This is a genomic window from Nostoc sp. TCL240-02 (assembly GCF_013343235.1).
In the GTDB taxonomy this organism is placed as follows: domain Bacteria; phylum Cyanobacteriota; class Cyanobacteriia; order Cyanobacteriales; family Nostocaceae; genus Nostoc.
The window spans coordinates 272,682-296,926 of record NZ_CP040094.1; the positions used below are offsets into that span (position 1 = coordinate 272,682).

The window sequence follows — 24,245 nt, forward strand, 5'->3', positions numbered from 1 at the left end:
AAAGGTTAACACAAATGGTAACTAAAATAATTACTATGCACATCATGGCTAATAATTAAATTTATGGAGCCAAATGTTGAAATTCGCCGTTTATTAGATGTAATGCCTGCTTCTGGCCGGATGACGACAAAAATCGTTAGTAAGCCGGAACAGGCAAAAGTGATTGATGCGTCCTTTCCCCAACCCTGGAATCAGACGCGACCAATATATATTAATTTCGATTTATGGCGTTGCCTAGCAAAGCCACAACGAGATTTACTGCTGTTGCAGATGGTTAGCTGGTTGACGGGGGTAAAGTGGTTTAGACCCAACATTTATCAAGGTGTCGTGCTGGTGGGGATGTTAGGCGGCTTATTAGAAGCATCACAGTCAGATGTGGTGGGTGTAGCCATAGCTGGGGGATTAAGTGCGATCGCTGCTTTTCGGATCTGGCGTACTAATAAATCTCAAGAGTCAGAGTTAAATGCCGATGCAGCAGCAATTCGCATCGCACAACGGCGCGGTTATTCAGAAGCTGAAGCAGCGCAACACCTGTTATCTGCAATTGAAGCGGTAGCAAAAATTGAAAGGCGTTCTGGTTTAAATTTTACTGAGTTGATTCGTTGCCAAAATCTCAGAGCGATCGCAGGTTTATCACCAGTGGGTATGCCAGAAAGTTATGATAAGTAGAACTTTTTTATCACTACAGCAACCTTTTAGCCACAAATAGACTTTGTGCATTTAGCTCAAAGGTTCTAACGGAGTGCAATACATGAGTTTCCAAGTAGCTGCAAAGCATGGGGCTATTCTACACTGGAATCAGAGAATGTATGTTTAACTGACTTAGATGTAAAAAACTGCGGAGTTTTGTCATACCTTCTCGGCGTTGCTTATGAAGTGCTTACCTAGTAGTCTGCCAACCCAAAAATGCTGAGTAATGGCTGGGGAAAGGGCAAAGGGGAAAGGGTAAGGGATTTAAACCCTTTTCCCTTCCCCCTTCCTCTTTACCCCGCCAAGTGAACTTGGCGAACTACTAGTGTGGTAAAACTTAACTTAAATTCTGTCAGTTACTAGCGGAGTTGATAAGAATGGGTACTTTAATTGTTATTGGCTTGATAGGAGTTTACGGAGGTGGCGTTTGGAAGTTTTGGAATGGATTTGGACGGACTAATTTTAATCCAACTTTGACCAATCGCATTGGTTTATCGTTGCTATGGCCAGCTTTGTTTATTACGAATCAATCCTATCGTAGAAATTTTAGAAAAGCGTTGAAGGGCTAGAGTTTAGTATTAAGTCTAACGTCATCTAAATGTGGCGGTGGCATATATTCCAATATCAATCTAACCCAACAACCCCCTTTCCCTACTAGGGAAAGGGGGTTGTCTTTGATCATCCTAAAATGAGAGGAATTAGGGAAAGGAGAGGAATTAGGGGAGGAATAAATTCGTAGTGTTTACAGGTCGAACCTGTTAACAATTGGAAAGTATTTTCGCTAATGAATTTACGAATTATTTGCCATTGGTCAGTAGATGGATTGCTGCACCTACAGCTGCCCCGTCAACAGCATTCCCAAGGGTATCTCTGCTATCGCCGGTAACTACGCCGGTCACTGCGCTAGCACCTGCACCGACTCCAACATCTTGACCAATGTTACGGTGATGGCGATTGCGAGTGTTTCTTAGACCATTTGCACCATTGACAGCGGCACCAGTGACACCACCTTTGACAGCATTGCCTAATACACTACCATTTCCCCTAACGGCTCCGGTGACGACATTGGTAACAGCCCCAATACCTGCATCTCGTAGTACTTGATCATCAGCAGCAGCCGGTTTAGCGGGAACCAAAGTTACACCAGCTAAACTTGCAGCCATGAGGCTGGGTAGAAGTGTGCGTTTTAGGATTTTATTCATTGTGTTACCTTCTCAAAACATCAAACAATTGGCTAAAAACCAGAGTTACTGAAGTCAGATAAAATCTAATTTTTTATCTTAACAACAAAGCAACTATTTATTGCTCGAGAACATATACATAGTCGCATTTGTCAAGTCATAACGGCATCTACTGAAAGCATGAATATATGTTAAGCCCTGAGAAGGCCTTGCTAATTTATTCACTGATACTAGAGATTACACATTGACAAAATAAATCAAAGATGCGTCTTAGATTTTTCGTATATAAAGCTTTATTTTTTATTACTAGCAAGCGATTTTTGACGAGCAGCTGTATAGGGTAAACCCTATCTATCTAAAGGTAGGTACTAAAATAATTAAACTAACTCGTCTGAGTTAGTATTTAATTTTCTCAGATTAGCAGCCAAGCGCTGCGATCGCATTAAAATCCTAAATCTACAGCAATCCGGTGAGCGCAAGCAAACCCAGAAAAAGCTACTGCATTTAATCCCTGACCAGGAAAGGTACTATCCCCGACACAATAAAGTCCTGGAATGGCTGTGCGATTAAAGGGCATCTTCAATAACCCCCGCAACTTCCGTCTGGGAATTGGCCCATAAGTGCCATCCTGACGACCCAAAAAGCGGCGATGGGTGCGGGGTGTGCCTACCTCTAGATAATCCAATCCAGCATCTAAGCCAGGAAAAATCTTCTCTAGACGATCAATAATTCGCCCAGCCGCCTCTTCTTTCTTCGCTTCGTACTTGCTTGGAGAAAGTTCTTGCCAATCATCAATCCAGTGAGGCGTGAAGGCATGAATGATGTGATATCCACTTGGCGCTAAATCTGGGTCAAGCAATGTGGGAATCGAAACAAAAATTGTCCCTTCCACTGCTGTCATCTTTTCCCAACCTTCCAGCAAAATATGGTGGCACTCTGTCCCCGCAGGTAAAACTGACTCTTTTACCCCTATATGTAAACTGAAGAAGCTGGGAGATTTTTGATAATTTTGTTGCCACTTTTTCTCATTAAGTGGCATTTCTTCTGCTGGTAGTAGTTGCTCAAACGTATCCCAGCGTGTGGCGTTAGAAACTATGCGTTTACCCCGATATACTTTACCATTCGCTAGTTGCACACCTACCGCTTTTCCCTTTTCTGTGAGGATTTTCGTGACTCTAGCTTGGTACTGAATCTTACCCCCAGCTTTCTCTAGACCTTCCACCAGTTTTTGAGCAATTTGTCCGACTCCACCTTTGGGATAGTTAACTCCGCCATAATGCCTGTCAGAAAAGACCATCCCAGCATTAATCATGGGTGTCATGTCTGACGGAACCACCGACCAGCAATAACATTCCATATCGATAAATTTTAATAGTTCGGGATCTTTGATGTAGCGTCTGGCAAAATCCCCAGCATTTTGGGGCAGATACTTAACTAAACCGAGACACGCCAAAGGATGCTGGAAAAATGCCCGCAGTAAATACCGGGGTTCTTCCAACGACAGTAAATCCATACTGTTGAGACACTTGAATACTTTTTGACATTCGTCATAAAAGCGACGAATCCCTTTTTCTTCATGGGGAAAATAAGCAATAAGATTTTGCAAGAATTTTTCATAAACCCGGTCAACCTTTAGGTCTAAGCCTTGGGGTAAGTGATAGTGAATCTGTACCGGATCTGCGATCGCATCTTGACTAATATTCACAGCTGCCAAAGCGCGGGTGAGTAAGTTTGTGGTGCCGTTTTTTCCTAGCCCAAAAATCATTGATGCGCCAACATCAAATCGATAGCCTTGGCGTTCAAAATAACCTGCGCTACCACCTGGAATCAAATAACGTTCCAGCACCAGCACTTTCGCCCCCTTAGCCGCTAGTTGGGTCGCTGTTACTAATCCGCCAATACCAGACCCAATCACGATTGCGTCATTTGTCATTTGTCCTTTGTCCTTTGTCATTTGTACTGAGCGTATCGCTAAAGCCAAAGCTCCGCTAACGCGTAGCGTCTTGTAGAGAACTATTTGTCCTTTGTCTAGAGTCAATCAATATTTAATTTAATCTAATGACAAATGACCAATGACCAATCAAAAAAAAGAGGGACGAGCCTGCTACTGCTGACTAATCCCGTCTGCCGATCCTTAAAAGAGAGGAGAACACTGGATAATAATATAGCCTTGATTGAGAATACATGTCAACTACTAATGAAAAACTTTATCAATAGACTTGAGAGGATTAATTTTAGCTGTCAATGAAGAGGAAAAAAGGCAGGAAGCTTTCTAGCAAGGGGGAGAACCTCATTAATAAGTTTAGGGTCTTGAAATCAGGACGCATAAACCCCGTGCGTTGTGTTTCGTAGAGATGTAGCCGCTTCTCGGAGAGTAATAAATATTTGTGTTTTGAGCATAAATAAATTTAGAGGATTGAAACCCTTGATTGCTGGGGAATTCCAGACTTTTCCCCCCTGCTCCCTGCCCCCTGCTTCCCTGCCTTTTGGTCAGCCGGATGCAGGAAAGAGTATTATGGTGTTTCAGTTCTTGTACAATAAAAAGTCGCCTATTTCTGGCTATGACGCTACAATTGCGCGTTTATGTTCCACCCCATCCCCTGATCAAACACTGGCTGGCAGTCGCCCGTGATGCAGGCACGCCTTCAGTATTATTTCGCAGCGCCATGACTGAGTTGGGAAGATGGCTGACTTATGAAGCTGCGCGAGACTGGTTGCCGACCCAAGAAACAGCAGTACAGACTCCTTTGGATACCTGTCCAGCAACTGTGATCGATCCGCAAATACCAGTAGCAGTAGTACCGATTCTGCGAGCTGGACTAGGATTACTCGAAGGAGCGCAGACTTTATTACCTCTAGCATCGGTTTACCATCTTGGCTTGGCGCGAGATGAAGAAACACTGCAACCTCATTGTTATCTGAACAAGTTGCCAGAAAAATTTGACCCCCAAACACGAGTGTTAATTACCGATCCGATGTTGGCAACTGGAGGGTCGATTATGGCTACAATGGCAGAATTAACACAACGGGGTGCCGATCCTTCCCTAACCCGGATTGTTTGCGTAGTGGCGGCTCCACCAGCTTTGCAAAAACTGAGTGAAGCTTATTCAGGTTTAATAGTTTACACCGCTACTATTGACGAAAAACTGGACAGTAAGGGGTTTATTGTACCGGGATTAGGAGATGCAGGCGATCGCACATTTGGGACTTAAGCTAATATGCAGCTAGGGCAGATAAAGATAGCATAACTACTGTAAAAGTTGCAAGGTTTGTTGAAGGCGGTAAAGATATGAGTCAACGAGATGGTTTTAGCAGTGGTTTTTTAGCAGGGGCCTTTGTCGGTGGCGTATTTGGCGGTGTTATCGGCGCACTGATTGCTTCTCGACGCAATCCAGAATTGCTAGCAGACGACGAGGTAGAACTGACGGATAGCCAAGTCGAAGCGAAAAAAATAGCAGCAAAGCGCCGTCAGATGAAAGCCTCGGAGAGTGAGAGCATTGGCATAGAAACAGCTAGGCGATCGTTAGAAGATAAAATTGCCCAGCTAAATGCCACAATTGATGATGTGCGAAAGCAGCTAGGAAATGTAAATGGCGATTCACCCCAAACCAGCAAGGATCGCACCCTCACTAAAGACTCCTGAAATTAGTTCCGGCGTGGTGAAAATGTCTTGTGTGGCTAGTAGCAAATCTGCAAACTCCATGACATAGACTAAATTAAAATTAGAAAGATAAGACCGCGTTTGACACTTAGTAGGAAACCAAGCCATCTATGAGTTTACTGATTACAACACTAGTTACCTTTGTCACCTTTTATAGCTATTTGCTAATTATCCGGGTTTTGTTGACCTGGTTCCCGACAATCAACTGGTATAACCAGCCATTTGCCGCTTTAGCACAAATCAGCGATCCTTATTTGAATCTATTCCGCTCAATTATTCCCCCATTGGGCGGTATGGATTTTTCTCCGATCTTAGCTTTCTTAGCACTCAACTTAGCTGGCGATCTTCTGAGAACCTTAGCTCGTTTGCCATTCGCGCAAGGATTTTGATTGCTACCCCAATAAAAAATTTTGTAGAGACGTGAATTACAATTTGCGCCTCTACAATTTTTATGGGACTTCCAAAAAATAAATTATCCAAAATTATTTGTATATTTGTAGAGGTGCAAGGTCTTGCATTGGTATCAACTTAAGCTCAAACGCTTATTCCACAGGCATTTTATCCCCCTTAATCCCCCCTTATAAAGCTACCTTGTATACACGGTAGCCTTTTTAAGGAGAGGGATTGAGGGTGAGGTAAACCAAGGACATAAATTGTATGTTATTTAATTCTTATTCCTAAGCACTTCTCAAAGCCACAATCGGGTCGAGTTTAGCAGCGCGACGTGCAGGAACAACACCAAAAAATAAACCTATACCACCAGAGACACCTACTGCCATAGTAATTGCTACAGGAGAAAGACTTGCTTCTAAGGGAGTCAAAGCCCCCACTAATAGAATGCCACTGATACCAACCGCAGTCCCAACTAAACCACCAGCTGCGGAAACTATTACTGCCTCAATGATGAACTGTAGTAAAATATCTTGCTCGGTTGCCCCGATCGCTTTTCTCAATCCGATTTCTTGAGTGCGTTCGGTGACGGAGACAAGCATAATATTCATAATGCCAATGCCGCCGACAAACAAAGATATGCCAGCGATCGCTGCTAACATAATTGTCAATGCACCAGTGATTTGACCGACAGTTTGCAAAGCATCCTTTTGAGAGCGGATAGTAAAGTCATCTTCACCATTAATTTTGTGCCGCAGACGCAGCAAATTAGCAATTTGAAATTCTGCTGCATCCACGCTTTCTGAATTACGAGCGGCAGCAACGAGATAATCTAAAGCAATACCATAAGGAGAATTTTTTCCTACAAGTCGGTTGGCTGAGGTTGTGATTGGTATTAGGGCAGCATCATCATAATCTGCTCCCACGCTGGAACCTTTGGCTATTAATGTCCCAATCACTTGAAAGCTAGTATTTCCAATTCGCAATTGCTGACCAATAGCGTTACTATTACCGAATAGTTTTTCTGCCAAGTCTCCACCTAAGACAACGACTTGGTTATTTCGCTTAATGTCTACCTCATTAAAAAATCTGCCTTTAGCAGTTTCAAAATCCCGCACTGATAAGAAGCTGGGAGTTGTACCAATGATGTTGACATCAGTGTTTCGGTTGCTATATGTAACTACCTGTCTCCTGTTTAACTCTGGTGCAACTCCTACTACTGTTGGTACTTGAGAGGCGATCGCATCGGCATCTTGTAACACCAGAGTTTTTGGCACTTCAAAGGAGATACGCTGAGTTTCTTGATTACCAGGCAGTATAAACAGCACATTTGGCCCCAATGACTCTAGCTGTTTATTCACGTACTTTTGCCCACCTTCACCAATGCCAATCATGGCAATTACTGAGGCGTTACCAATAACTATACCCAACATCGTCAGGGCACTACGCAGCTTATTTGACAGCAGGGTTTTACCCGCCATTTGGACACTTTCTAAAAAATTCATGTCTTAATAATTACGAATTCTTCTTTTCTTTTGCCTTCTCGATTTTGTAGTCTTTGGGTGGATTAACAAAAACGCGATCGCCTTCTTTAACTCCCCCTAATATCTGAGTTTGGTCTTGAATCTGTGCCCCAACTGTAATTTCGCGAAACTGGGGTTTATTATTTGCATCTGGTACAAGTACACCAGTTTGACCCTTTTCGGTGACAATTGACACCGTTGGTAACACCAAGGCATTATTGACGCGATCGCCTAAAAAAGTCAGATCCACATTTAAGCCAGAACGCAGTTTATCAGTACCAGTATCCAGAGCAACCCGCACCTGAAAGGATGTTACACCTTGTTCCACCACGGCTTCAGGCGCAATCAGGCGCACATGACCTTTAAAAACTCGGTCGGGATAAGCATCAGCGACAATTTCTACCTGCTGTCCCTGTTTAATTCTGCCAATATCAGCTTCAGGAACTTGGGCTAATATTTCTAAACCGCGTGCTACGGCGACAATTGAACTAGAAGTTGCTGACGCACTAGTAGAAGCAGAAGTGGTGGGTGTCACAAAAGCACCCGGTTCTGCATATTTTTGCGTCACAATTCCCGAAAGCGGAGCGCGAATAATTGTATCTTCCAACTGCACTTGTACACCCTTCAATTGAGCTTCAGCACTGGCTACAGCCGCTTGGCGTTGGACAATTTCCTCAGAACGAGTACCATCTTCTAACAGTAGCAATGCTGCCCGTGCTTCATTAACAGCAGCTTGACGTTGGTCGATTTCCTCAGTCCTAGTCCCACTTTGAACTAACGAAAATCGTTTTTTAGCTTCTTCTAAACTGGCTCTAGCACTCTTGTCTTCGCTAATGGCTTGATCGAGTAATTGTTTTTTCTCTGCTCCCTCTTTATACAAGTATTGGTAGCGCTTTACCTGTTCCTTGGTGTAATTCACCTTTGCTTGAGCCGCATCCACTTGCGATTGAGATTGAGCAATCTCTTGGGGACGATTACCAGCCCTAGCTTGGGCTAGCTGGGCTTGAGCTTGTGCTAACCGCGCTTTTGCTTGAGCGATTTCTTGAGGACGACTACCAGCAACGGCTTCGGCTAATTGTGCTTGACTTTGGGCTAAGTTAGCACGATACTGACTTCTTTGAGCCTCAATACTGGCACTATCCATACGGGCGAGGATTTGCCCTTGTTGAATGCGATCGCCTTGTTGTACATATAATTGCGATAGCACTCCGGGGTTCTTCGGACTAATATTTACGCTCTGAACTGGTACGACTTTACCGCTAGCTGTAATTCTCAATGTGACGTTTTTCGCCGCCACTGGCACAGTTAATTGAGTAATATCTTCTTTATTCCCTTGATTCATCAGGGTGTAGGTTGTGAGCGTACCAACAACCAAAACACCCCCTGTTATCAGCCCCATCAGCCAGCGAAATGGATACTTAACTTTGCCAATAACAGGAATTTCTATGTGCGTAGCCATATCTAAAAGCCTAATTAATCTTGCTTTATGGGAGTAGCCTGTAGTTAAAGGGCGAGTACAGGAATGGAGGGTTGTTAAAATTTTTGGATTAAATCTTTATTAATAAGCTAACAACTAGACGCATAATTAGCTTTATAGTTGCTTAATATTCCTTCATAATAGGTTTAACATATCTATAATGCCTTCACCTGAATGGGTGACTTTATACTATTTCTGTTTTAAGATATGCCTATAGACTGATGCAAAGCTATAGGCTGTGGTAAAAGGTTCATGTAGATGCATACTCCTACGTAGAAGCAAGTTACACGGAGCTTCTAGTAGAGAAGCGGCTACTCTAGAAGTTTTCCAAAGGAGTACCCGCAGGGTATTGCCACATTGTTAGGTAAAACTTCACCAACAGGCGGACTTACAGTAGTTTTGCAAGTCAGTGAGGTACAAAGTGTAGTACTCAAAATTAGATATGAAGAGTTTCTATATCCTACCTTTTACCTCAAAACCCTTAGCTTTGCACTTCATACAACAGAAAACTGCTGTATTTTCTAAAGAACCCGGTTTATAAAAAAACCGCGTTTGTGGAGTTTTTCAGACGTGTGTTAATTTGGATTTTTTTATTGTTGATTACTTTTTTAGAATAGACCTCTTACATAAATCAAGATTTTTCATTCATTCCCTTACTATTCGTCTAAGAGGTCTAATAAATTTTGTGCCATAGATTATATTAAGTTTTGAAACGTTTTATTGTAAGATAAATTAAAGAAAGAAAAAACAATAATTATTTATGGAAGTTTGTAACGCACAAAAGTTAATTCATCAAGCAGAGTATGCAAAAAAACTGCGTCCATTACTTCCTGCCGAAGCCTTTATACCCGATGCAAGTAAATTAGTAATTCTATCTATCAATTAATTGGGCAATTTTGATTCTAGGCTGGGCGATAGCATCTTATATAGATCGTTGGAATTTCTATTTTTTATGGCTTTATTTACCTTTAGCTACAGTAATGGGTAATAGTGTTATCGTCTTGCTATTTAGCTCCCACGATCTGATGCACGCTAGCGTCATTAGAAACTCCCATACAGTCAAAATTATGAGCTTATTAGGGCTAGCGATGTTGTGGATGCCACCTACATTGTGGAAAGCAGTACATAATCGAAAACATCATAATAAAACTAATTCATTGGCAGATCCAGATCGCAATTACCTATACCAGCAGCCGAAAACTTGGGGTAAATGGATTCAAGATGTATGCGTACCTTCTGCTGAGGTTAATCCTATCAGTTTAATAGTGGGAATGGGGACTGCATGGGGAACACATAATTTTCGGAATTTGACCTCTGTGCTATTCTTTAATCGTGAATCTGTAAGTTTTGTTCCTGCTGCTTTTACAGTCAAAACTAAAGAGCGTTGGTTAATTGCAAGTGAACTTGTTGTAATTACCATGATTCATTTGACTATCTTGATATATTTACAATTTAATTTCCTAAAAATCGCGTTGAGTTACTTTTTGCCTATTGGAATTGGTTATGTTGGAGCAATATTTTACATCTATACAAACCACATGCTTTGTCAGATGACAAGCGTCAATTACCCACTGATTAATAGTATTTCTCTACGTGTTCCTCCAATAATTGATAAATTGCATTTAAATTTTTCTCATCATACAGAACATCATATTTTTCCAGGAATGAATTCTGACTATTATCCCCTAGTGCAAGAATTATTAAATATCCATTATCCTGAACGTTTAAATTTATTGGATGCCAAAGATGCTTGGAACTTGCTCATGCAAACACCAAGGCATTACAAAAATGAAGATACATTTACCGATTGGTCGGGAGAAAAGTCTGTTCCTTGCGCTATCATTGAAAATTACAAAATTAAGTAAGCTCGACTTTATCAAAACAGAATTCAGGAGTCACCTTAATTTATCATTAGTCCACGGAGGTGGACTTTGTTTGTGTAGTAGCGAATTCTATTCCCCCCATACTTTTCACTTTTCACACTAAAGGTTCCGCTTCCATTCCTCTCCCCCAAAGGTCATGCTGGATAAGGAAAACTTTTAGCTTAACTTTGGATAAAGTTAAGCTAAAAGTCAACTCCAATATTTCAACAGCGAGTTGCACTAGAAAATGTCAAAATTAAATGAGTTTTGCGTAGGCGCGTTGGCGTTGGTATAGCTTCTCGCAAAGAAGAGAAGCAACTTTTCACCAGACATCGCCACTTTATTAGCGCAGATTAGCGCAGATTTGAGATAACTTAGTTGAAATTTATGGGCAAGCAACGTGTTCTTTCTGGAGTTCAACCAACGGGCAATTACCATCTAGGCAACTACTTAGGAGCTATTCGCAACTGGGTAGAAGGTCAGAGTGAATACGAAAATTACCTCTTTGTGGCTGATTTGCACGCGATTACAGTACCACACGACCCAACCCAGTTAGCAGCTGATACCTACACTCTTGCTGCTCTTTATCTAGCTTGTGGTCTTGATTTAAATCACTCCACCATCTTTGTACAATCTCACGTTTCAGCCCACAGTGAACTTACCTGGTTGCTCAACTGCATTACACCCCTAAACTGGCTGCAAGACATGATCCAGTTTAAGGAAAAAGCTGTTAAACAGGGAGAAAATGTGAGTGCAGGTTTGTTGGATTACCCAGTCTTGATGGCAGCTGATATTTTGCTTTACCAAGCGGATAAAGTGCCAGTGGGTGAAGATCAAAAGCAACACTTGGAATTGACAAGGGATATTGCAGCTAGGTTAAACCACCAATTTGGTAAACCAGATCAACCAGTTCTGAAGTTACCAGACCCTTTGATTCGTAAGGAAGGGGCAAGGGTGATGAGTTTAGCGGATGGTACACGCAAAATGTCGAAGTCCGATCCTTCAGAGTTAAGCCGAATCAGTTTGCTAGATTCACCTGAACAGATTCAATACAAGATTAAGCGTTGTAAAACCGATCCGATTCGTGGGCTGACTTTCGACGATCCAGCACGTCCAGAGTGTAATAATTTGTTGACGCTGTATACATTGCTTTCTGGAAAGAGAAAGGAAGATGTAGCAGTTGAGTGTCAGGATATGGGCTGGGGACAATTCAAGCCATTGTTGACGGATACAATTATTGAGTCTCTGAAACCAATTCAAGAAAAATATCAGGCGGTAACGGCAGATAAAAGTTATTTGGAGTCTGTGTTACGGGATGGAGGCGAAAAAGCTAGAGCGATCGCAAATCAAACTTTATCACAAGTAAAAGCTGCTTTAGGCTATTCACTTCCTCTCTAAGCTTTCGCTTTTAGGTGTGATTTGCTATACCATTTAAGAAACTTGAAATTCTTAATTTTATGTATCACACCCATAGCCACACAGCCTTTCGCAGAGCTGTACAAGCAGGTGAATTTCTAGTTACTGCCGAGGTAGCACCCCCGAAAGGGGGAAATCCAGCGCACATGATTCAAATGGCGGCGACTCTTAAGGGAAGGGTTCATGCTGTCAATGTTACTGATGGTAGCCGCGCTGTGTTACGGATGTCTTCGTTAATCGCGTCGGTGATTTTGTCGCAAAACGGTATAGAGCCGATTTGTCAAGTTGCTTGCCGCGATCGCAACCGCATTGGTTTACAAGCTGATTTAATGGGCGCTCATGCTTTAGGTATCCGTAATATTTTAGCTTTGACTGGCGACCCAGTAAAAGCAGGCGATCATCCAGATGCCAAAGCAGTGTTTGACTTAGAAGCAGTGCGACTGCTGCAACTAATTCGAAAGATGAATCAAGGTGTTGATTGTAATGAAAAACCTTTGACTGATGGAGCGCTAGATTTATTTGTTGGTGCAGCAGTAGATCCGCAATGTAAAAGTTGGTCGGGTTTACAAAGTCGATTTGAACGGAAAATCGAAGCTGGAGCGCAGTTTTTTCAAAGTCAGTTGATTACCGATTTTGAGCGCCTAGAAAAGTTCATGGATACTATTGCCTCTGGTTATAAAAAACCAATTTTGGCAGGAATTTTTCTGTTGAAATCGGCAAAAAATGCTCAGTTTATTAATAGATGTGTTCCTGGTGTCAATATTCCCCAACATATTATTGATAGATTGGCAAAAGCCAAAGACCCTTTTGAGGAAGGGGTAAAAATTGCAGCCGAACAAGTGCAGATAGCACGGCAATTGTGTCAAGGTGTCCATCTAATGGCAGTAAAGCGGGAAGATGCGATCGCAACAATTTTAGATTTGGCTGGGATTGCTCCAGTTAATCAGTTGGTATCAAAGTAAATTAAATAATGGATTTTTTATGAAAGCAGATGAATGTTAATCTGCTTTTTTTCATGCAGAATCAGACATATATACACTATTTTTGATAAACTTTGGATATCCAATTTCCGCTTGACTAAATCCAAGTGCAAACTGACAAAATATTTTATAGCTTATTTGAATCTTTCCCTAGCATATTTTTTGCAATAATTGGCGATAAGACTGTCAACGCCAACGCTTATGAATTTGTCTCTGTCGAACTTAAAGAAACTGCTTTTCGGATTGATGGGGTATTCATACCCACAACTGAAACCACAAATCAACCACTCTACCTTGTTGAAGTCCAGTTTCAATTAGACCCGACTTTTTATAGACGCTTCTTTGCCGAAATCTTTCTTTACTTGCGTCAAAACGAATCAGTCAATTTTTGGCGTGCTGTCGTCATCTATCCACAACGAAGTTTAGATCCAAGCGATCGCCTACCGTATCAATCGCTGCTAAACAGTTCACAAGTACAACGCATTTATCTAGATGAATTAGATACGGCGGAGAACTCACTTCAAGTTGCGATCGTTAAATTAATTATCGAAAGCGAAGAGACAGCCATTGACAAAGGTAGAGAATTAATTTTACAAGCAAAACAAGAACTAGCAGATGAAGCAACCAGGAAGCAAATTGTAGAATTGATAGAGACTATCCTGTTGTACAAATTTACCCGGTTAAGCCGAGAGGAGTTAGCAGAAATGTTGGGTATAGACGACGAATTCAAAAAGACAAGGATGTATCAATCTATCAAGCAAGATGGCTTGGAGGAAGGTAGACAAGAAGGTAGACAAGAAGGTAGACAAGAAGGTAGACAAGAAGCTAAATTAGAAGCTATTCCCCGGTTATTGGGATTGGGGTTGAGTATGGAACAAGTGGCGGTAGCTCTCGATTTGACACTGACACAAGTACAGCAAGCAGCCCAGAATCAGTCTGGCTGATAGTGGGCGCTAGCTGAGTATTGCGCTTTATCTCTGGAAAGAAACACTGTGCTATATATTTCTATCCAAGAGGTTGATTATCATCACATTGATGTGAATATTGGAATTCAAACTCATCATTTTGCCGTTCCCTACCTCCTTTATACACAACCGGACAAAGCTTAGTGTTCGCGCTCATACAATCCATGTGTGGAGTCTTCGCACACACCACGAGTAGTCCACCTAGAACAAATAACAAACCACAAATTGCAAGCGTATTAACCCAAGAAATTTCCAGCGCTCCGTGAACTACTATTTCTCGCAGTAGAGATACAATTGTTACCTCAACGGCTACTCCCACAGAGATACTATGTTCTTGCAAGTAGACCATTAATAGCCGAAATAACTCGACTAAAATTAACACAAATAGTATTTTTGCAGTCACGTGTTTATAGTCTAGTGGCTGCGTGAGGGCGATCGCTATCCCCCACAATTGGATCAGCATGACGGCGAACAAACCCAAACACAAGACAATCACAATTAAGTCTTGAAAGGCTTCCATGTTGCGAACAATTGAGTGCCGATCAAGCCAGCGATCGCTAAATAAAAATCGACTTTTCTGGCGCTTTTGCATGTACATTTTCCAATCGGGACAAGTTCAGACAACACCAGCGAGTCAGCCCAATAGTTTTATGTTATGCAATATTAAGCGTTTGCGCCTCAGCGAGGTTTGTAATTTAAATTTTGTGCTTGTTGCAACAATTGCTCGGCATTTTTCGCCCACTGAGGATTCTTCTGAGCATTATATAAATCTCTAGCAAATTGCAATACTTGTACTGCATCTTTATATTGCTTTAACTGCATAAAAACTAACCCTGCACCATAATAAGCATTGGGATAGTTAGAGTTAGCTTCGGCTGATTTTCTAAAAGCCTCTAATGCTTCTTGTAACTTGTTTTGCTGAAACCAAATTGAGCCGAGATTGTAGTAAGCTTCTGGATATTTCAGATTAATTTTTACTGCCTGATTAAAGGCATCCCTTGCTTGATCCAGTTTGCCTTGTTGGAGATAACACATCCCTATATGGTAAGGAGGTTCTGGTGCATTTTTGCTATATTCTATGGCTTTTTTAAAAGATGCGATCGCTTTTTGACAATCTCCTTGCTGCTCTCTTACTAACCCAAAATTATAGTGGGCAAATCCTAATTTTGGATCGAGTTCTAACGCTCGTTGCAAATAATCGTTAGCTAACTGTAAATTATTGCCTTCTAATAGCGCACCACCTAAATTAGCAAAAGCTGGAGCAAACTTAGGATCGGCTTGCGTCGCTCGATAAAATGCGTCCGCAGAGGGTTGTAATTGTCCTGTTTGTCGGTATGCTAGCCCTAAATTATAGTAGGCTGGTGCTAATGTTGGATCTAACTTGGCTGCTTGTTTAAAGGCTGCGATCGCATCTTGTACTTTGCCCGCCTGAATTGCCTGTAAACCTTGGTTTAGCCAGTCTATGGCTGTTTTTCCATTAGATTGTGCCAGCTTTGAAGGGACAGATCCAGAGAGAGAAAGACAAGGGGAGGGAATGCTAACAACCAACATCAAACTTACTAACCCTGCTATGGGATATATAGAAAATGATAATCTCATTGATTTTCTGATTCGCAACACTTTCAGTTAAATTTACTTCATAAAAAGTTATTTACAAAAATTTTAGATTCGCTATTAATCTTTACTAAGATTAACTTTTATTAAGCTAAATCTTACAACAGGCTACAATTTTTTTAACTTTCGATTAAAAGAAGGATAATAACAAATTAAAGAAGGGTAATTTTGACTCCAGAGAACAATTTTTTTATCAATATAGAATTCAGGAGTCAGGAGCCAGAATAATGCCTCCGGCACGCTCCGCGAACAGAATGAATTCTGTACAACTGGCGGATTAATAAATCGGTTTAAGACGCTCGCGGATTAGCTACTGTCAAGATTTATGAATCCTGTTAGCGCATAGCTAAGGTTTAGCTCATTCAGAATAGCTGGATTCTTCTTCAACCATTGATATATACGGAATCATGCGGTTATAAAAGACTTACCGCAAGGAGGATTTTATGAACGAAAAAGTAAAATCGGGTTCGCGGAATGTTGCAATTGTCGGGCCTTATTTAAGTGGAAAAACCACTTTACTAGAAAGCTTGTTATTTGTCACAGGGGCAATTTCTCGTAAAGGCAGCGTTAAAGACAGCAATACAGTGGGAGATAGTGCTGCCGAGTCGCGCGATCGCCATATGAGTGTAGAAGTCAGCGCCGCTAGCACTGAGTATAACGGCATTCGCTTCACTTTTATTGACTGTCCGGGAAGCGTAGAATTTGCCCAAGAAACGTACAATGCTTTAATCGGAGTGGATGCGGCAATTGTAGTTTGCGAACCCATCCGCGAGCGAGTCCTCACCCTAGCCCCTCTATTTAAATTCCTGGATGATTGGGAAATTCCCCACCTCGTCTTCGTCAACAAAATGGATCGGGCAAATATTCACGTCCTAGAAACGTTACACGCCCTAAAAGCAGTATCTAGCCGTCCTTTAGTAGCGCATCAATTTCCCATCACGAACGGGGAACAACTCACCGGCTTTATCGATATGGTGAGTGAACAGGCATATAAATATCACCCAGGCGCACCTGCTGACCCCATCCCCTTCCCCGAAAGTTTAAAAGAAGAAGAACATAAAGCACGGGCAGAAATGCTCGAAGCTTTAGCAAATTTTGACGATCATTTACTCGAAGAACTTTTAGAAGACATCGAACCACCCCAAGAGGAAATCCTTAAAGATTTAAAAATGGAATTAGGGGCAGATTTAGTAGTCCCCGTTTTCTTTGGTGTGGCAGAACAAGATTATGGTGTTAGACCTCTATTAGAAGCCTTGTTACGGGAAGCGCCTGAACCAGAAACTACAGCAGAACGTCGTTTAAAAAACATAAAAGGTGATACACCTCTAGCACAGGTATTAAAAACTTACTACACTCCCCAAGGTGGCAAACTCTCTCTCGTGCGTGTTTGGCAGGGCAAATTAACTGATGGCATTGTCCTCAATGGCATTCGTACTGGTGGAATTTACCGCCTTGTAGGACAACAACAGCAGTTTGTTAACCAAGCTAATGCTGGTGAAATTGTTGCATTGAGCCGTTTAGAAGGAATCAAGACAGGTGATACAATTTCTATAGAACAGCAGTCTGCAATAGAATTACCCAAAGCCGCACAGTTGGAACCTGTGTATGCCCTCGCCATTACACCAGAAAAGCGCAACGATGAAGTAAAACTCAGTAGTGCTATTAACAAGTTGTTAGAAGAAGACTCCTCACTTGCTTGGGAACAACACGGCGATACTCACGAAGTAATCCTGTGGGGTCAAGGCGAGATTCATTTACAAGTCACCTTAGACAGACTGCGCCGCAAATATAACTTACCGATGACAACCCATTTACCGCAAGTGCCTTACAAAGAAACCATTCGCAAAACAGTGGCTTCAGTTCATGGGCGCTACAAGCACCAAAGCGGTGGTCATGGACAGTTTGGTGATGTTTTTCTCGATATCAAGCCTTTACCACGCGGTACAGGGTTCAACTTTAATGAAACCATTGTCGGCGGCGTGGTTCCCAAACAGTACATTCCTGGGGTGGAAATGGGCGTGCGAGAATTTCTCACACATGGGCCTTTGGGCTTCCCAATAGTCGATTTGGCGGTAACTCTGACTAATGGTTCCTATCACAACGTTGACAGTTCCGAACAAGCCTTTAAGCAAGCTGCGCGATTAGCAATGCAAACGGGGATACCCCAAGCAGAACCTACCCTGTTAGAACCAATTCTGCGCGTGGAAGTGACTACACCGAGCGAATTTACCTCCAAGGTGCTGCAACTTTTGAGTGGTAGACGGGGGCAAATTTTAGGCTATGAAGGCAGAAACGATTGGCAAGGCTGGGATAATGTTTCGGCATACTTGCCACAAGCAGAGATGCAAAACTTTATTGTAGAACTGCGATCGCTCACTCTCGGCGTTGGTTCCTTCCATTGGGAATATGACCATCTCCAGGAAGTGCCGGAAAAACTTGCTGAACGCGTCATTCACAGCAATGGCAATAGTGGTAATGGCAACGGCAAGTAATTTTGGATTTGTCTGAAATCAAAGCCCTGCACTTAAAGATGCGGGGCTTTTTATTAATGAATATTTAATACGCTTTGAAGGTGCTGTTGAACCCACATTCCGCAGGTATATCAGGTGAGAAGATAATATTTTCGGCAAGGCGCACCAAGAAATTGGAGAATCCATCGTCGTTCGTCAGTAAGATTGGTAATGTGTTGAAAGCCAGCGATCGTTACCAGATGAATCGACATGAAACATTGAAACACCCACCGCATCGTAGGAGAGGCAGTTGGTTTACCCAATTGATTGTTGATGGTTTGTTTTGCTTGAGCTAGAGCTTGGCGTAACGCCCGTTGTCCCAAAGTGTAAACTAACAAGCATAGACCCATGACCATTGCTAAAGCAGCAACACGTTCTTTCGAGTTGAGAAAAACACTGCTGGTAAAAAATAAAGGGTCTTTGAGAAAACGAAAACCACGCTCAGTAGATTGCTGGGCTTTGTACTGCTTGAGTAAGTCATCATTGCTCAATTGTTGAGCATCAAGAACATTGGTAGCCAAAATAAAACGCCCGGCTCGTTGTTTTTCAGTGGCAATTGCTAGCTCGTTAGGTACAACAGTCGCACGAATTTGATAGTAACACTGTTGTGGTTGAGCATCTTTACGTGGTCTGCCTGATTTGGCATGGCGTTTGTGTTCGATAATTTCTAGTTCAGCAAGTTCATGAAAGCGTTGCTGAGTCTCAAAACGCCCTGAAGCCTGTATCGCGTCTGCGGCACAAGCAAATTCTTGTTGTGACAACTGTCGCAGTTGAGATTGTGCTTGTTGGAGGTGCTTAGTCAGACGTTTTTCCAGTTGCTTTAAATCTGCTGCGGCACGAGCTTCACTTTCCACCACTAGCCAACGCTGTTTGACTCCACCATAATCGCAGCAACACTCTGCTATTCGGTAGCCTGTGACTATGCTATCCACAAAAGCTTCCTGACTCATTTTCTCCAAGAGTAATTGGGCAGTAGTCAGTGTGGCTGGAACTCGTGATAGCCATCGCAAAGAATCCATTTGTTTAAGATTGCCTTCGGTGTAGAGTGCTGCATCCGCTACAAACAAAGCATCTATTTCCCATTGGTGACGAAATTCTTTCAAGATTTGAGCAAACACGGCTGAGTCGGCTTCATTCCCATCTGCCACTCTTAGATTTAGATATAGAGGAATATCCCCGTCTCCACTGCACATCAGGTCTACAATAAACTGTTTCAGGTCTGGTCGATGATCTCTTGAGTATCCTTTTGTGATTGTTATCTCTCTTGGCTTGCCTGAACCTTCTGTTGAGTTGTTGGTATATTCTCCATGCACATGAAACGAACTTGAATCCAAGTGTAAACTGTCCTTTTCCACCCCAAACTTCTTGGCTGCTGCCAGTGCTACTGTCACAAATACTTGTGTTAATCCCGCTTCATACAGTTTGTCCAAGACTCTGCCCAAGCGGTCATCATTCAAGTGTTCTGGACTTATACCTTCCCCTAGTAAATGCTCTGTGGCTTTGCCTACAAAGAACTTCTCAAATAGGTATAGTGGCGCACTTACTAAACCCAAGCCATTGAGAATCATTGCTTTGACTGCTTGACCTGAACTGACTATTTCTTGGTGATGTGTTCCCAGTATTTGGTTGATTTGCTCTACCAAACACATTTGATCAATAATCCCTGCCACTATCCCACAGTGGTCAATATCTTGTACTCTTATTTCTGATACTGATGGTGTCATTCATCAAAAATACCATTGATCTCCTCTCTTACCTGCGGAATGTAGGGTTGAAACGCTAATCCTTCTGTACTCCACCGTTCTTGGAATGCTTGTATAGCGGTTATCAGTCTACTTCAGTACAGTAGGAGAGAGCAATTCTACTGATAATTGGTGGTGATGAAAGCCTACTCTCTCGACTTGCGTCAAAAAATAGTTGATGCTTATGCCTGCGGTGACATTTCCCAACGAAAACTGGCTAAAAACTTTGGTGTCACCTTAAGTTTTGTGCAAAATTTACTCAAACGCCATCGAGAATTGGGGATGATAGGCCCCAAGGTGCGGACTGAGCAGACAGCAACAAAGTTGAATGCTGAACAGTTAGAAATCCTGCGCCAACTCGTCATAGCACAGCCCGATGCGACGTTAAGCGAATTGCGGGAACGACTTTACGAGAAAACAGAGGTCTTAATTGGGGTAGCTACGGTGAATCGGATGGTTCGCTGGAAACTTCACCTCAACCTCAAAAAAAAAGTCTCCACCTCACAAAAAAAGGTAGTGATGAAGTCCAACTAGCCCGATTTGAGTACTGGAAACTCTTGAGGGGGATACCCGTCGAAGAGCTGATTTTCTTAGATGAATCGGGAGTTAATCTGTCCTTCATCCGCAAATGTGCCCGCGCCTTGCCCTGGCCTTCAGGCCTATGCTCAAAAGCCCAACCGCAAAGGGAAAAATGTCTCGGTAATTGGTGCAATTAGCTTGAAAGGACTGCTCACCCAATGGAGTGGCTTAGGTTCTATCGATGCTTTGACTTTTGATGCCTTCATCGCCCAAAAGCTCGTACCCAAACTTTGGCCTGGTGCAGTGGTGATCATGGATAACTGCTCAATCCATAAAAGTGATGAACTTGAAGCTTTGCTCATCGCTGCTGGCGCTCATCTCATTTATCTCCCCCCCTATTCTCCCGATTTTTCACCGATTGAGAATTGTTGGTCCAAGATTAAGAACATTCTCCGTCGCATCGGTGCAAGGACATACCCTGATTTACTCCAGGCATTAGATACGGCATTCGCAGAAGTGACAATAGAGAATTTGCTGGGTTGGTTTACTCACTGCTGCTACTGTACCTCACAAGACTGATAACCGCTATATGTTTTCCAATCTTATTGCTTTTCCATTCGGAGGGAAGTTAATTGCACAATCAAAGACTTTACTCTTATCTGGAGGATGCTCCCAATTATCCGTCATCCAAATCACCTGGACAAGACGATAAATATTAAATTCTTCTCCAGCATTTCCATCAGGATAAAGTTGCTTATTCAGCATTTGAACAACGTGCGTTACTTTGCTACGTTGTCTTAAAATTATCAGTTCACCTTCTTGTGGAGTCTTGGCATTTATTTCGTCTCTATTTTCTAAATTTCTCCAATGTAAAGCAAAAATCTTTAATTCTGGATGTATAGTAAATATGCTTTGATAAGCCCAATCTTCACCATTTAAGGGTTTTACGTTTTTAGTCCAAATTAATCCATTTAAATCCATAACTATTTCTCAATATTGTTGTAATAGAGAAGCTACCGATTTAGTTTTCCCTAAAATCTCGTTAAAATAACAAAACTTGTTTTTACACATATTAATAAAAAGTGTCAAACTGAGTCGAACTTTAGGTATAAGTCCAACGCTCAGAGTATTTAGGCAATGGGTAAAAGAGGAAATTACTCAAACTTAACGTAACGACTGCTCTTTTAACAACTCACTCACCCAAGCTGAATAAACTTCTCCAAGGGGCGGAATTGGTTCACCACTATAATCTATAACCAAATCAAATCCGGCGCGATCGTATACGCCGTGTATTAATGCTTGTAAGTCTAGTAATGGTTCTGTATCACCCTGACGTAGAGGTAACAAAAAAGTGGGAATCTGCTCTTGTAGTCCAAATGGATATAATTCTGCTTTAGGGCGATATTCACTCCGACTTACCAAAATACGATAGTCTGACTTAATTTGATTACCTAAAATTGGCATGGGTTCGCCGCCACGCAACAAGTCTATTTCTATTAGATGAGTCAAGCTACCTAATACTTGCTGACGTTTACTTTCGTATGCCTTTCTTCCTTCACCAGTACGCTTATTTTTTGGTGATAAAATTTCAATCACTGTGACAACTTCTCCGGTTGCTACTTCCCGAACTTCTAGGTATCCTTCTCGTACTTCTTCTAGAATAGGAAGATTGACAGTTATTGGTTTTGTAAGCGGTATAGCGATCGCAATATTAGACGGTTCTTTTTCTGTGTTTGTTAAAGAACGTCCGACAACCACATCAGGAATACCAACTAGGATAGAATTTTCATCTGTCATTTGATATACTCGTTTCTCAACCGCTACTCGATATTTGGGTCGTAGTTGAGGAGCAATTACATCTGCGATCGCAATTATCAACCGACTGTGAACTTCAGCCCAGAATTCGGGATTTTCTAAGTAGGGGTTCATCCCTGGAAACGGTGAAGGCATAAGCTTGGCAAAACAATATTCTTACTGTTTATCCTAACAATCTGGGCTGCCATGAAGAGTAATGAGTTAAAAGGGGTATCAATCTTCTAATGACAAAAGAGTTCTGCCCCCAATAAATGGGGCAAATACCTCAGTGCAAGCATAAAGCACTCAGTACTGAGTTTTAGGAATTAATTCTGCAAAATTATAGCTTGCTGCTCTTGAGGAGAAGTTTCATAAAAGCATTTGGGAATTATGTGATTAAGTATATCCATCTTAACCACACAGAAAAACTCATGGGCTTTATAATCTCTCTTCTAACTAGCCTAATTGCAATCCTCGTTTGTCTGAATACAGGTAGGATCTCTGGCGAAAAGTCGCGTTTAGCAATACGCACAATTACGATATTGATTAGCAGTATTGCAATACTGAATTCTATTTCTAGGCTTTTGGTGATTGTCCCACCAGGCAATATTGGTGTCGTCAACTTATTTGGTGAGGTTTCCGAAACTACTCTTAATCCTGGTGTCCACTTGTTGAATCCCTTTAACAAAGTGCTGAATTTTTCCACTCGCATTAAGGATGTGAAGGAAAACATAGATGTAACAACCCAAGAAGGTTTGAGTTTAAATCTTGATGTCAGTCTTCAGTACAAGCTCGATCCCCAGAAAGCAGCTACAGTATATAAAACCATTGGAACTGATGAAACACAACTGGTAATTTCCAGATTCCGCTCTACCGTTCGGGCTATTACTGCAAACTACCCAGCTAGTGCGATTTACTCTACCAAACGTCAAGAAATCGCCCAAAAAATTGACCAACAACTCACCCAAGAGATACCCACTTTGGGTTTCATAGTTGAGGAAGCTCTTTTACGAAACGTCAAAATGCCTGATATTCTACAAGTTGCAATTCAAAACAAACTCAAGACAGAGCAAGAAAACCAGCAAATGAAATTTGTTTTAGAGAAAGAGCGTCAAGAGGCAGAACGAAAGCGTATTGAAGCTCAAGGCATAGCTGATTCTCAAAAAATTATCTCCAGTGGACTTACCAACCAAGTGCTACAATTACGAGCGATTGAAGCCACAGAAAAGCTAGCTCAATCAAATAATTCTAAAATTGTAGTTATTGGTTCTGAAAAAGGTGGAGCGCCTATTCTGATCCAGCCAGAAGCAGGAACTTCAAGACCCTAAAATTTTAATATCAGGCTAATGGCTTGGCAGCAAAGAATCTTTGCTTCAATTACACCAGCTTGTTGGGCGATCGCCTTTAGCAGATGTTCTTGATACGGTTCAATATAAATCTGCTTACGAATTTTACTCGACACAATTTAAATTTTAGATGATGTATACATTACTTGCTTTGCTAGTAAGGTGCGTAGGCATCGATCACTCTCGGCTTTGGTTCCTTCCAGTCGGAATATGACCATCTTCAGGAAGTGCCGAAAAAAGTCGCCAAACGTATCATTCAAAGTAATGGCAATAGTGGTAACGGCAACGGCAAGTAATTTTGGATTTGGAATTAATGTAGAGTAGCGATCGCTCCAAGGACACCCACAAAGATTATCCTTATTCTTTTGCCAAATATTTTTTTTAATAAGCTTATTTGTTAACTTAGTAGATAAAATAAATTCACCTGGCAATCTTTCACAAGATGATAGTGAAAATATAAGAAAAATAATCGAAGAAGGTCGTAAACAAAAAGTTTCCGTAATGGAGATTGAAATGAGTCATGATGTTGCTACAGGAGTTAGTATAAAAGGTCTATACCCCTCTTCTGTCACTCT

At 41.8% G+C, this 24,245-nt stretch carries 25 protein-coding genes; 14 read left to right on the forward strand and 11 right to left on the reverse strand.

Translation table 11 applies throughout. From position 1 onward, the window contains the following. Nucleotides 1–63: 63 nt before the first annotated feature. Both FBB35_RS01320 and FBB35_RS34110 read left to right on the forward strand, forming a co-directional pair. Nucleotides 64–669, forward strand: coding sequence for a DUF3318 domain-containing protein (locus FBB35_RS01320; protein ID WP_174708150.1), 606 nt, complete (start codon nt 64–66; stop codon nt 667–669). A gap of 398 nt (nt 670–1,067) precedes the next feature. Further along, nucleotides 1,068–1,259 carry a hypothetical protein gene (locus tag FBB35_RS34110; protein WP_012410565.1) on the forward strand — a complete coding sequence of 64 codons (192 nt, stop codon included), beginning with the start codon at nt 1,068–1,070 and terminating at the stop codon, nt 1,257–1,259. Nucleotides 1,260–1,487: 228 nt separating this feature from the next. Here FBB35_RS34110 and FBB35_RS01325 read toward each other — a convergent pair whose 3' ends face one another. Beyond that, nucleotides 1,488–1,892: a hypothetical protein gene (locus tag FBB35_RS01325; protein WP_114082889.1), complete on the reverse strand. Its 405-nt coding sequence runs from the start codon at nt 1,890–1,892 to the stop codon at nt 1,488–1,490. Between the two features lie 421 nt (nt 1,893–2,313). Continuing rightward, nucleotides 2,314–3,804, reverse strand: a complete 1,491-nt coding sequence (crtH, locus tag FBB35_RS01330; protein ID WP_174708151.1) for a carotenoid isomerase — start codon at nt 3,802–3,804, stop codon at nt 2,314–2,316. A 628-nt stretch (nt 3,805–4,432) separates the two neighbouring features. On the opposite strand from crtH, the gene upp reads away from it, so the two are divergent. The 3 genes from upp to FBB35_RS01345 all read left to right on the forward strand — a co-directional run bounded on the left by upp (nt 4,433) and on the right by FBB35_RS01345 (nt 5,921). Then, nucleotides 4,433–5,083 (forward strand): uracil phosphoribosyltransferase, encoded by a 651-nt coding sequence (gene upp, locus FBB35_RS01335; RefSeq protein WP_174708152.1) that lies wholly within the window; start codon nt 4,433–4,435, stop codon nt 5,081–5,083. 77 nt (nt 5,084–5,160) lie between these two features. After that, on the forward strand, nt 5,161–5,514 hold the full coding sequence (locus FBB35_RS01340; protein ID WP_174708153.1) for a hypothetical protein: 354 nt from the start codon (nt 5,161–5,163) through the stop codon (nt 5,512–5,514). Between the two features lie 128 nt (nt 5,515–5,642). Beyond that, nucleotides 5,643–5,921: a YggT family protein gene (locus FBB35_RS01345; protein WP_012410570.1), complete on the forward strand. Its 279-nt coding sequence runs from the start codon at nt 5,643–5,645 to the stop codon at nt 5,919–5,921. Nucleotides 5,922–6,209: 288 nt separating this feature from the next. Here FBB35_RS01345 and FBB35_RS01350 read toward each other — a convergent pair whose 3' ends face one another. Both FBB35_RS01350 and FBB35_RS01355 read right to left on the reverse strand, forming a co-directional pair. Further along, nucleotides 6,210–7,427, reverse strand: a complete 1,218-nt coding sequence (locus FBB35_RS01350; protein ID WP_174708154.1) for an ABC transporter permease — start codon at nt 7,425–7,427, stop codon at nt 6,210–6,212. A gap of 10 nt (nt 7,428–7,437) precedes the next feature. Next, nucleotides 7,438–8,904 carry an efflux RND transporter periplasmic adaptor subunit gene (locus tag FBB35_RS01355; protein WP_174708155.1) on the reverse strand — a complete coding sequence of 489 codons (1,467 nt, stop codon included), beginning with the start codon at nt 8,902–8,904 and terminating at the stop codon, nt 7,438–7,440. A 778-nt stretch (nt 8,905–9,682) separates the two neighbouring features. Between FBB35_RS01355 and FBB35_RS35320 the strand changes: the two genes are divergently transcribed. The 5 genes from FBB35_RS35320 to FBB35_RS01375 all read left to right on the forward strand — a co-directional run bounded on the left by FBB35_RS35320 (nt 9,683) and on the right by FBB35_RS01375 (nt 14,124). Then, complete coding sequence (locus FBB35_RS35320; protein ID WP_302480943.1) at nt 9,683–9,808, forward strand: hypothetical protein; 126 nt, start codon at nt 9,683–9,685, stop codon at nt 9,806–9,808. A 94-nt stretch (nt 9,809–9,902) separates the two neighbouring features. After that, entirely contained in the window at nt 9,903–10,787 is an 885-nt protein-coding gene (locus FBB35_RS01360) for a fatty acid desaturase (protein WP_254625780.1), read from the forward strand. Nucleotides 10,788–11,171: 384 nt separating this feature from the next. After that, nucleotides 11,172–12,182 carry a tryptophan--tRNA ligase gene (gene trpS / locus FBB35_RS01365; protein ID WP_174708156.1) on the forward strand — a complete coding sequence of 337 codons (1,011 nt, stop codon included), beginning with the start codon at nt 11,172–11,174 and terminating at the stop codon, nt 12,180–12,182. A 59-nt stretch (nt 12,183–12,241) separates the two neighbouring features. Next, nucleotides 12,242–13,162: a methylenetetrahydrofolate reductase gene (locus tag FBB35_RS01370; RefSeq protein ID WP_174708157.1), complete on the forward strand. Its 921-nt coding sequence runs from the start codon at nt 12,242–12,244 to the stop codon at nt 13,160–13,162. A 125-nt stretch (nt 13,163–13,287) separates the two neighbouring features. Continuing rightward, the gene (locus FBB35_RS01375; RefSeq protein WP_174708158.1) at nt 13,288–14,124 is read left to right on the forward strand and encodes an Rpn family recombination-promoting nuclease/putative transposase; all 837 of its coding nucleotides are present in this window, start codon (nt 13,288–13,290) and stop codon (nt 14,122–14,124) included. Between the two features lie 61 nt (nt 14,125–14,185). On the opposite strand, the gene FBB35_RS01380 is transcribed toward FBB35_RS01375, so the two are convergent. Together FBB35_RS01380 and FBB35_RS01385 are read right to left on the reverse strand one after the other, a co-directional pair. Continuing rightward, nucleotides 14,186–14,743, reverse strand: coding sequence for a phosphate-starvation-inducible PsiE family protein (locus FBB35_RS01380; RefSeq protein ID WP_174708159.1), 558 nt, complete (start codon nt 14,741–14,743; stop codon nt 14,186–14,188). A gap of 80 nt (nt 14,744–14,823) precedes the next feature. Further along, nucleotides 14,824–15,744 (reverse strand): lipopolysaccharide assembly protein LapB, encoded by a 921-nt coding sequence (locus tag FBB35_RS01385; RefSeq protein WP_174708160.1) that lies wholly within the window; start codon nt 15,742–15,744, stop codon nt 14,824–14,826. Nucleotides 15,745–16,202: 458 nt separating this feature from the next. Between FBB35_RS01385 and FBB35_RS01390 the strand changes: the two genes are divergently transcribed. Next, entirely contained in the window at nt 16,203–18,251 is a 2,049-nt protein-coding gene (locus FBB35_RS01390; protein WP_174708161.1) for an elongation factor G, read from the forward strand. Between the two features lie 110 nt (nt 18,252–18,361). Here the strand turns inward: FBB35_RS01390 and FBB35_RS01395 are convergent, their stop codons facing one another. After that, nucleotides 18,362–19,993, reverse strand: coding sequence for an IS1634 family transposase (locus FBB35_RS01395; protein WP_174708162.1), 1,632 nt, complete (start codon nt 19,991–19,993; stop codon nt 18,362–18,364). A gap of 156 nt (nt 19,994–20,149) precedes the next feature. Here FBB35_RS01395 and FBB35_RS34115 point away from each other — a divergent pair, with 156 nt between their 5' ends. Together FBB35_RS34115 and FBB35_RS34120 are read left to right on the forward strand one after the other, a co-directional pair. After that, nucleotides 20,150–20,545, forward strand: coding sequence for a transposase (locus FBB35_RS34115; RefSeq protein WP_254625668.1), 396 nt, complete (start codon nt 20,150–20,152; stop codon nt 20,543–20,545). 60 nt (nt 20,546–20,605) lie between these two features. Further along, nucleotides 20,606–21,109, forward strand: a complete 504-nt coding sequence (locus FBB35_RS34120) for a transposase (RefSeq protein ID WP_254625781.1) — start codon at nt 20,606–20,608, stop codon at nt 21,107–21,109. Between the two features lie 6 nt (nt 21,110–21,115). On the opposite strand, the gene FBB35_RS01405 is transcribed toward FBB35_RS34120, so the two are convergent. After that, complete coding sequence (locus FBB35_RS01405) at nt 21,116–21,511, reverse strand: hypothetical protein (protein WP_174708163.1); 396 nt, start codon at nt 21,509–21,511, stop codon at nt 21,116–21,118. Between the two features lie 183 nt (nt 21,512–21,694). Next, on the reverse strand, nt 21,695–22,480 hold the full coding sequence (locus FBB35_RS01410) for a DUF4058 family protein (protein WP_174708164.1): 786 nt from the start codon (nt 22,478–22,480) through the stop codon (nt 21,695–21,697). 275 nt (nt 22,481–22,755) lie between these two features. On the opposite strand from FBB35_RS01410, the gene FBB35_RS01415 reads away from it, so the two are divergent. Continuing rightward, nucleotides 22,756–23,652: a prohibitin family protein gene (locus FBB35_RS01415; RefSeq protein WP_174708165.1), complete on the forward strand. Its 897-nt coding sequence runs from the start codon at nt 22,756–22,758 to the stop codon at nt 23,650–23,652. Here the strand turns inward: FBB35_RS01415 and FBB35_RS01420 are convergent. Both FBB35_RS01420 and FBB35_RS01425 read right to left on the reverse strand, forming a co-directional pair. Continuing rightward, nucleotides 23,649–23,786 carry a hypothetical protein gene (locus FBB35_RS01420; RefSeq protein ID WP_174707947.1) on the reverse strand — a complete coding sequence of 46 codons (138 nt, stop codon included), beginning with the start codon at nt 23,784–23,786 and terminating at the stop codon, nt 23,649–23,651. The genes FBB35_RS01415 and FBB35_RS01420 overlap by 4 nt on opposite strands. A 3-nt stretch (nt 23,787–23,789) precedes the next feature. Then, nucleotides 23,790–24,101: a hypothetical protein gene (locus FBB35_RS01425; RefSeq protein ID WP_174708166.1), complete on the reverse strand. Its 312-nt coding sequence runs from the start codon at nt 24,099–24,101 to the stop codon at nt 23,790–23,792. Nucleotides 24,102–24,245 lie beyond the last annotated feature (144 nt).